The organism is Myroides sp. C6-3, from assembly GCF_050522425.1.
GTDB lineage: Bacteria > Bacteroidota > Bacteroidia > Flavobacteriales > Flavobacteriaceae > Flavobacterium.
Genome location: NZ_JBMVQP010000062.1, coordinates 1 through 6,792, shown reverse-complemented (window position 1 = coordinate 6,792; position 6,792 = coordinate 1). Strand labels below are relative to the sequence as shown.

Below are 6,792 nucleotides of genomic sequence, written 5' to 3'. Positions count from 1 at the left end.
TTTTTTATAGCGTTCAATGTTCTCTAAAGGTATACCGAGCCTGTGGAGACAAGATGGATTTAAGATTTTTTTTTTATTTCTATCATAAAACGAAGAAAAGATTGTAATTATATGCGCAAACCACATATATAATGTTTTACCTCTTCGTTTCGGTTTGATTCTTGTTACTGATACAGATACCCAATTTAGAAGTAGTTTTTTTTGCTTTTTTTGCCGTTTAAATTAAGAAAGCTGTAACGCTATTTTTTGTTTTTACACGCATTTTGCGACTGTTAAAGTTTGTAAATACGCATATTGTAATTTATGTATATAAATAACAATTTTTAATACAGAATTATTAAAAATAAAGCATAATTTCTGATAAATTATTTTAATTTGTTTTTTTATTTGATAAATAGTTCATACGTTTGGAGGGCTTGAATCGAGTTTTTATTAAAAATTAGCTATAGATTTTCGCTTCGACTAATTTAGATTTTATTGGGTAAGGATAAGAGGCAAGTTTATCCAATTAAGCATGCAAAAAGAAAGAATAAAAGACACTTGCTTTTAAAGAATCTGAATCATTTTAGTAATCATTCAAAACATAACACACGATGAAGGATATGTTTTCAGCCTATAGAGGATCAACAACAGATCATGCTTTATTTCCTACTAGGTCATTATACCGTGATAGTAATGCAGCAGCAATTGCCCAACACTATATACCAGGAGTCAATCAGTTAGTTGATGTCAAGTTTATAGCAGAAGGAAAAGTGTTAGTCAATTATAAAAGTTTTGAGCTCAAGCAGAGTACTCAGACCCATCACTCGTTTGTGGTTTCTTTTAGTCACGATTGTTTGGGGGTAAAAGAGACCTATCACATGGAGGAAGCTCAAAAATTATTGGGTAAACGCCTTATGGTTTCTATTCGGTATAAAAATTTAGTAGAAAAACCGGAGCGTTTTTTTTCAGGTATTATTACAGATGTTCGTTTTGAACAAGGTTATGGCAGTGATGGATATTTAGTACTTAAGGGGTATAGCCCTACGATTCTTCTTGATCGAGCACCTCATTTGCAGAGTTTTGGTGGAGCAACACCAGACCCGTTGAGCTATATTGTGAATAAAATACTCGATCAGGGATATCATCAAAAGCAGCTATTTCAATCTAGGATAAAGTTGTCTAGGGGAATTAATATCGCTTATAGCTGTCAGTGTAATGAAACAGCTTATAATTACTTGGCGCGTTTAGCCGCTATGTATGGGGAGCAGTTTTTTTACGATGGTGAAGTTCTTCATTTTGGCGAGTTACCCCATGGAGAAAAACCGATTGCTTTAGTTTACGGGAGGGATGTGAGCCAGGTAGAAATTGGTATGCAAGCGCGTCATGTCAATCGCGATTTTTATGGATATAGCAGTTTGGACCATGAACACTTACGGGCTGCAACTGCGACTGATTTAGCAGTAAAAGGTACTTTGGCTAAGTCGTCTTATGCGCGATCCAAAGAAATTTTTAAATCACCTTCTTTACAGCAAGCCCCTTTGAAAGCATCTACAGATCAAGATGTTTTGCAGGCACAACGTCATGTGATAGGCAGTGAAGGGATTAACGTACTTGTGATTACGGGAGTTACGACAATTCCCTTTCTATACCCTGGCTGCGTGGTTGAATTGAATATGTTACAACCCAATAAAAAAGTAAGTAGTCACTTTACCACTTTGATTATTACAGAGATAGAACATGCTGTAGATGCCTTAGGTCAGTACAGCGGAAAGTTTAAAGCCGTAGATGCCCAAACGGGGTATATTCCCCAACCTGTTTTTACTGCGCCAATTACAGAACCTCAAATTGCTACCGTGATTAGCAATGAAGATCCAGCAGGAAAAGGGCGTGTGCAAGTGCAGTTTAGCTGGCAAGACACGAGTCAACAAACCGAATTCATCCGAGTGATGAGTGGAGATGCTGGAAGTAGTGATCAAGTAAAAACAAATCGAGGTATGGTTTTTATACCCGAAAAAGGCGATCAAGTGATGGTTAGTTTTGTCGGCAATCACCCGGATCGTCCTTTTGTAATGGGAAGTCTATTTCACGGAGGAAATGCAGCCGGTGGAGGAGTAAACAACCACATCAAAAGCATTCAAACGCGTAGCGGTCACACCCTTAAATTTACGGAAGAGGAATCTATTGAAATCTATGATGCCAGTGGAAACTATATTTTACTCGATACAACAGGAAAAAGTATCACCATCTCCGCACCAGAAAATATCTTGCTTACAGCGAGAAATATACAACTGCAAGCGAGTGAGAATATCACAATGCACGCGGGTGAGAATATTCGCATACAAGCTGAAGAAAATATCGATCAAATGGCAGGGGAAAACTCTTATTTGACAGCAAATAATCAGTACGCAACAATTGTAGCTACGGCTAAAGTAGAATGTAAAACCTATTTCGTGCTAAGTGAAGTTGGTCGAATAGAAACAACACAGGAAAGCTTACAATTAGCTTCTACTAAAGAAGTGGAGAATTTGAGCGGTAAAAAAGTAAAAATATTCTAATGATGAAGTCTGATGTTACGTTGGTTTTTGCGTGTAAAGAAAAGAGAACGTATCGATTTTTATGTCAAGATACAAAAGCCAATCAATCCCAAACCATACAATATACCGCAGTCATTAGCAGAGATAAAAAATGGAAATATTCCACTCCCATTTACCTCGTTGAACGGAGTAAACAGCAAATTTTTCCTTCGGTCGATCATCCCTTAGCAGAAGCAATTGCGATGAGTTCGACGCTTGGACAACAGCTTCGTTTGCAGATTAGCGAACAAGGAGAAATACTGCAGCTTATCAATATCAAAGAAATCCAAGCGTATTGGCAGACGAGGTTGAAAATTCAACTCGAATCTCAATATGAAGGAGGAGTGATCGATACGATGATCAATCAACTAGATGAAGTAGTAGAGGAGGAAGCTCGTTTTGTGGGAAAATTGCAAAAAGACGTCTTTTTTAATCACCTATGGGGGATTCTACCAGGTACCTATCAGTACCAAGCACAGGGGCAAAACTATATCAAACCAAAGGAAGATCAGCAAGGTATTGGGTATCGCTATGAGATCGATGTATTGGAAAATAAAGGAACGAGGATAAAGGGAATAGGTGAACAAGCGAAAGAACGATTAGCGCAAGTAAAAGAATTATGGCAATTGGAAGGAGATGAGGAACTAACCTATGAGGGAATTATTGAAGGAGAGTTAAATGAACAAAGTGAAATTGTAAAACTAAGTAGTAAAGAAGTCTATACCTATGGAAGCGCGATTTATCGTTCTACCATTATAAAGTTAGACTTATGCTAACATGCTGTAACAGAAAATACGATGAAAAACGAAACCCCTGAATTAGCACCTCAAGAACCTCAAAAGCAGACAGCTGTTTCTAACAGTTTGATTGTTAGTGAAGAATTGATTGAAAAAGGAAATCAGCAGACTGTGAATTCAAAAGCTGCTGCAAAGCCAAAAGAAGAATCTAGGGCTGAAACAGAACCCACAGAAGAAACGCCACCGTTATCCGAGTATATTGTTTGTTCAGGAGCAAAATGCCAATGTACAGGTAATCCCAGTATTTTTTCAACTTTGTCGATAAAGACGCACCAAAAGTATTATGTCAATGCGGCGGATAAACTAGTTGCGACCATTGAAGACAACCAGTTTGAGGAAGGTGGTTCTCCCTTTAAGCTGTGTAAGCACAAAAAGGGCAATGATAAAACTTGCACCTATCAAGCAGAAGGATTCTGGGAGGTAAAAGAAAATGATCCTTTCCCTTTGGTTGGAAATAAGGATGTCTTGACTGAAACTGGAAAATTGCGCTGTGTGATTGGCGGTGAATTATCTATTTTTACCCATGGTCAGACTGTAAGTGTCACAGCAGAAGAAGTTGAGGAAATCAAGGAGACTTTCCCCAATTTGCCTACTTTGAATGGTCTGTTGGATTTTGATTCGCTGTTGGATACTTCTGATGAGGTAAGCTATGTTTCCAATGTCAACCACTTGGAACTAATCAATACAGCACAGCTCAAAATTGGTGCACTTGCCGATGGTGGTGTACAGGCTTTGCGTGTGCTCAAAGGTGAGCAATTGGTCTTTAAAGCGACAACTCCTTCTAACGAAAGTGGAAGGTATATTAGTTGGAGTGTTACGGAAGCCCTACCTGGATCAAACGTGCTCGATGCAGGAAAAACAGGGCAGTCTATCACCTTGGACATTACCTCAGAAAATGCAATCTACCAGGCAGTAGAAACAACTAGTCGCACGTTTTCTGTCACACCAACACAAGTGGGAACTTACTTATTTTCTGCAGCGAGAATGCCCAAAGATCAAGAAAATAAACCCTATTATGCTACATTCTACTACTATTTGGAAGTGGTGGAGCATGCTACTATACAAACCCTAGAACTAAGTAACAAGGCTCAAGAGGTTCGCCGAGGGGATGAAATAGTTTTTACTATTCACAGCGACGTTGAATTGCCCGAAGCTCAATTGAATCTATTGAGCCTTCATGTTACGGTTCAAAGTGCACACGAAGCAGATCATATAGCCGTGATTTATAGAGCGAAAGGAAGTGCTGCTTTGGTGCAAGAAGGAAATAAGGTCAAAGCTACCTTTAGCAGTTCAAATATCAATGTGTATCGCGTACAGGTCTATTACAATGAGCAACCTTTAGGCTTGATTCCAACGCAAACGTTTGAGGTTGTTCCCAATAAAGTCCTTTCTTTTACGCCCAAAGTAGAACGTATTCGCTTAGGGAGTGAGATTGTGTTTACAGCCCAACTTCTCGAGGAAAAAAATATAAACACTAGTGCCGTAAATTGGAGAATTAAGGCACCCAATAGCTCGTTTTTTCGGGATTATTTTGTTAAAAATAAAATAGTGAACCTATCCTTTCCTCAAGTAGGGAAATATGAGATTGAATGTGTTTACGGTAGTTTTGCTCTTTTTAATAAAAAGTACCAACACACCATTGAAGTGGTCGATAACACCGTTGAGCGAATTAATCTAACCCCTAGTGTTGTTCCGCCAAAAGGAGAAACCACAGCTCATGGCGTTTACCGCAAGCAGATGTTTACTGTAGACTTGGTCTTGCCTTTGGGGTATCAGCCTCCTACGGATGGAGCAGTCTATGTCGAAAAAAATGAAATAGAACGCCCTGGCTTTTTTAAAAAAATATGGCATAAGATTGTTCAATCTAAACCAGCATCAACAATTCCCCGTATAACTAACAATCGAGATTCGGAGATTTCGTGGCGTCTAAGTTACGTTAAAGGCCCTAAGAAAAAGAATGGATTGAATTTTTATATCAACTATCCTCATTCCTTCGAGGAAGGAGAATTCTCAAAGGAAAGGGGCATAGAAACTCAACAAGGGGATCATTTAGAGCTTCAACAGTTGGAGGGGATTTTCATTTCTCGTATTTCAACTGACCAAGAAGAAATAGAACTGCGATCTACTATCGCTACCCTTGATTTGCAACTGGAAGAGCAGGGGACCTATCAATTAGAAGTAATGGTTAATGGCAGTAGTCTAAGCTGTGAAATCGAATGTATAGAAGGAAGGGTCAACCGCTGGGAGTTTGTGGATGATTACGATCAGCCTATCCACTATTTGAGTTTTAATGAGGATTTTACGATTGCTACTGAGCTTGTTGGTTTTGAAAATACCCAAGCCAGTATCGCATATTGGTATGACTATCGCAATCGCAACAAAGAAGTACTTGAACTATATCGAGATACGATTTCTTTTGACAGTAATGGAAAGGGCACCCATACAGTGAAGAAATCTTCTGAATTTTGGAAGAATTTTGCCACGAAAGCCCCAGAAGGCAAAGGAGACGAATACGCTGTATTTTTCACCATTAGCGAAGAGATAGGATTATCCAATGTCAAGCGAAACTTATTTAACAGCCACGAAGCCTTAGAGGGTTTAATTTTTCCCTTAGATACGTCAAATACGTATGCGTTGATTAGCAAATCGCTGCGCTTTGAAGCGTATTTCAACAAAGAGAATCACCAGCGCCTAGTAGAGCCACGATTGTATGGGCAGCCTTTAGAGGTACAAGTACGCCGTATAGAAGGTCGTTACACTCCGTTCAGAAGTGCTCCTGATGCATTGACCTTGACACTTTATGAGAATACGAATCTCAATCTCTGGAAACTCGAATTTAAAGACCGCAAAGCTACTTCGATGGACTTGAAGATTGAGACAGGTAAAAACACAGTGTATACTCCTATGTTAAATACGTGTGAGGATGCGGTATACAAAGAATCTACCCATGAAAAAGATCGGAAATCCAAGATTAACCCTCGTGTATTTTACATGGGGATATCCTATGAAATCGAAGAAGAAGTTAACTACTGGGGACTCAAACAAATCAAAAAGAAAGTCATCGAAGAACTCTTTCCTAGGGGGTATACCCGAAATCTTGCAAATAACGACTTGTTGGTGAATCCACTAAAATCGGAAATAGAAGGAGAAATAAGCGAAAAAGAAAGAGAAAAACGAATCGAAAAGAACGAAGAAACCATTGCGCGATACCGAGCAGAGGGAAAATTTGGACACCAATACTTGCATCAGTTAAAGCTGGTGAAGGAGATCGCCTTCGGTCAAGCGTTTACCGATAAGAAAATCCCCGTAAAAGTAGAACGCGCTCCACATCGATTACCCGATACGGTTACGCATGGAAAATGTCCGAATTGTATTGCTCCTGTGACTGCAGCTCAACTTGCAGAAATTTTTAACGGATCAGATCAAACAATTCTTGAGGA

At 39.1% G+C, this 6,792-nt stretch carries 3 protein-coding genes; all 3 read left to right on the top strand.

Annotated elements, in window-relative coordinates:
* Nucleotides 1-593 precede the first annotated feature (593 nt).
* On the top strand, nt 594-2,537 hold the full coding sequence (locus ACPDG9_RS15580; protein WP_430528627.1) for a type VI secretion system Vgr family protein: 1,944 nt from the start codon (nt 594-596) through the stop codon (nt 2,535-2,537).
* Entirely contained in the window at nt 2,537-3,331 is a 795-nt protein-coding gene (locus ACPDG9_RS15575) for a hypothetical protein (RefSeq protein WP_430528626.1), read from the top strand. The genes ACPDG9_RS15580 and ACPDG9_RS15575 overlap by 1 nt, the downstream gene beginning before the upstream one ends.
* Before the next feature lie 21 nt (nt 3,332-3,352).
* Nucleotides 3,353-6,792: DUF4280 domain-containing protein (locus tag ACPDG9_RS15570; protein ID WP_430528625.1), on the top strand; the 3,440-nt coding region annotated here is incomplete at its 3' end.

What these genes read in the sequence shown, in the direction of transcription:
- ACPDG9_RS15580 (WP_430528627.1), top strand. Translation starts at nt 594, where the DNA reads ATGAAGGATATGTTTTCAGCCTATAGAGGATCAACAACAGATCATGCT.
- ACPDG9_RS15575 (WP_430528626.1), top strand. Translation starts at nt 2,537, where the DNA reads ATGATGAAGTCTGATGTTACGTTGGTTTTTGCGTGTAAAGAAAAGAGA.